The organism is Zhongshania sp., from assembly GCF_041623545.1.
Classification (GTDB): domain Bacteria; phylum Pseudomonadota; class Gammaproteobacteria; order Pseudomonadales; family Spongiibacteraceae; genus Spongiibacter.
Map to the genome: position 1 here is coordinate 1 of NZ_JBFJWS010000427.1, position 1943 is coordinate 1943.

General features: G+C 49.9%; 2 protein-coding genes. Both read left to right on the forward strand.

Translation table 11 applies throughout. The features are described from left to right. Window positions 1–500 (forward strand): UDP-3-O-acyl-N-acetylglucosamine deacetylase (gene lpxC / locus ABYT30_RS18830; RefSeq protein WP_373098068.1); only part of this gene is annotated, 500 nt, incomplete at its 5' end. 255 nt (window positions 501–755) lie between these two features. After that, the coding region (locus ABYT30_RS18835; protein WP_373098070.1) for a DEAD/DEAH box helicase at window positions 756–1943 on the forward strand (1188 nt) is incomplete at its 3' end.

Genomic DNA, 1943 nt, shown 5'->3' on the forward strand with positions numbered 1-1943 from the left:
AAGATGGCGATAAAGTCGCGAGTTTCCTCCCTTTTGACGGCTTTAAAGTGTCTTTTACCATCGACTTTGACCACCCGGTTTTTAAAGACCGGGTTGGCCATGCCGAGCTCGATTTCTCCAGCACCTCTTTCGTGAAAGAAGTCAGTCGTGCTCGGACCTTTGGTTTTATGCATGAAATCGAATACTTGCGGTCCAAGGGCTTAGCTCAGGGCGGCAGTGTCGACAATGCGATTGTAGTTGACGAATACCGTATTCTTAACGAAGAAGGTCTGCGTTACGAAGACGAGTTTGTGAAGCACAAAGTGTTGGATGCCATCGGTGATTTGTATTTGCTGGGCACCAGTTTGATTGGCGAATTCAAGGCCTTTAAATCAGGTCATGGTTTGAATAACGCGTCCTTGCGAACCTTGATTAAAGACACCGATGCATGGGAATGGGTGACGTTTGATGATCCCGCCGATGCACCGATTAATTACGCTGCCGCGGTAGCGGTAGTCTGATTATTGCCTTCTACCATGCTTGGCGGAGATTCCTCTAAGCATGGTAATATCCCCCTATCTATGCGATATTGCGCCTCGGTGTTACGGTATTGCTCACGTCTTGCCCTCAGGTCAACTTGCGGCATTTTCGGGATCATTCTCAGCGGTGGTTACCGCGCCGTCATCAGAATTTCATTCGTACAATGTAGCTTGGTGCGGCTTTAGAGCCTTCATTGATTAGGGACTTTTGCTCCCGGGAACAGTAACGAATTAATCATGATTACAGCAGTAGTTAAAAAAGTTTTTGGCAGTAAAAACGATCGCGAACTAAAGCGCATGCGCAAAGTGGCGACCAAGATTAACGCCTTGGAAGAAGGCTTGACCGCGCTGGACGATACCGCTCTTAGCGCTAAAACTGGGGAGTTTCGCGAGCGTCTAGCCGCTGGTGAAAGTCTTGATCAGTTGCTGCCGGAAGCCTTTGCGGTGTGCCGAGAGGCCAGTCGCCGCGTTATGGGTATGCGCCATTTTGATGTGCAGCTTATTGGTGGTATCAGCCTGCACGAAGGCACTATCGCGGAAATGCGCACGGGTGAAGGTAAAACCCTGGTTGCGACCTTGGCCGTGTACCTAAATGCTTTGCCTGGCGACGGCGTGTTCGTGGTTACTGTTAACGACTACCTCGCCTCCCGCGATGCCAACTGGATGCGGCCCCTCTATGAGTTCCTAGGTTTGAGTGTCGGTGTTATCCGCTCTGGCCAAGATCCGGAGGAAAAGCGCGCAGCCTATCTGGCGGATATTACTTACGGCACCAATAATGAATTCGGCTTCGATTACCTGCGCGATAATATGGCGTTTGCCATCGAAGACCGCTACCAGCGTAGTCTAAATTTCGCGATTATTGATGAGGTCGACTCGATCCTCATCGATGAAGCCCGCACGCCACTGGTTATTTCCGGCCCAGCAGAAGATAGCTCAACGCTGTATAAGCAAATTAATTTATTTATACCCTCGTTAAAACAAGCTGAAGTTGACGAGACTGGCCAGCCCATTGACGACGAAGGCCACTACACCGTTGACGAGAAAATGCGCCAGGTAGAGTTGACTGAAACTGGTCACCAAAAAGTAGAAGATATGCTTATCCAGGCGGGCCTCCTAACAGAAGGTGATAGTCTGTACTCCGCTGGCAATCTGAACTTGCTGCATCACGTCAATTCTGCATTACGTGCCCATATATTGTTCCATAACAATGTCGAATACATTGTTCAGAATGATCAAGTTGTACTGATAGATGAGCACACTGGCCGTACGATGGCCGGTCGGCGTTTGTCAGAAGGCCTGCATCAGGCTATCGAAGCCAAAGAAGGCGTTACCGTACAGGCGGAAAGCCAGACCTTGGCATCGACCACCTTCCAGAATTACTTCCGCCAGTTTGAGAAGTTGGCCGGTATGACCGGTACTGCGGAT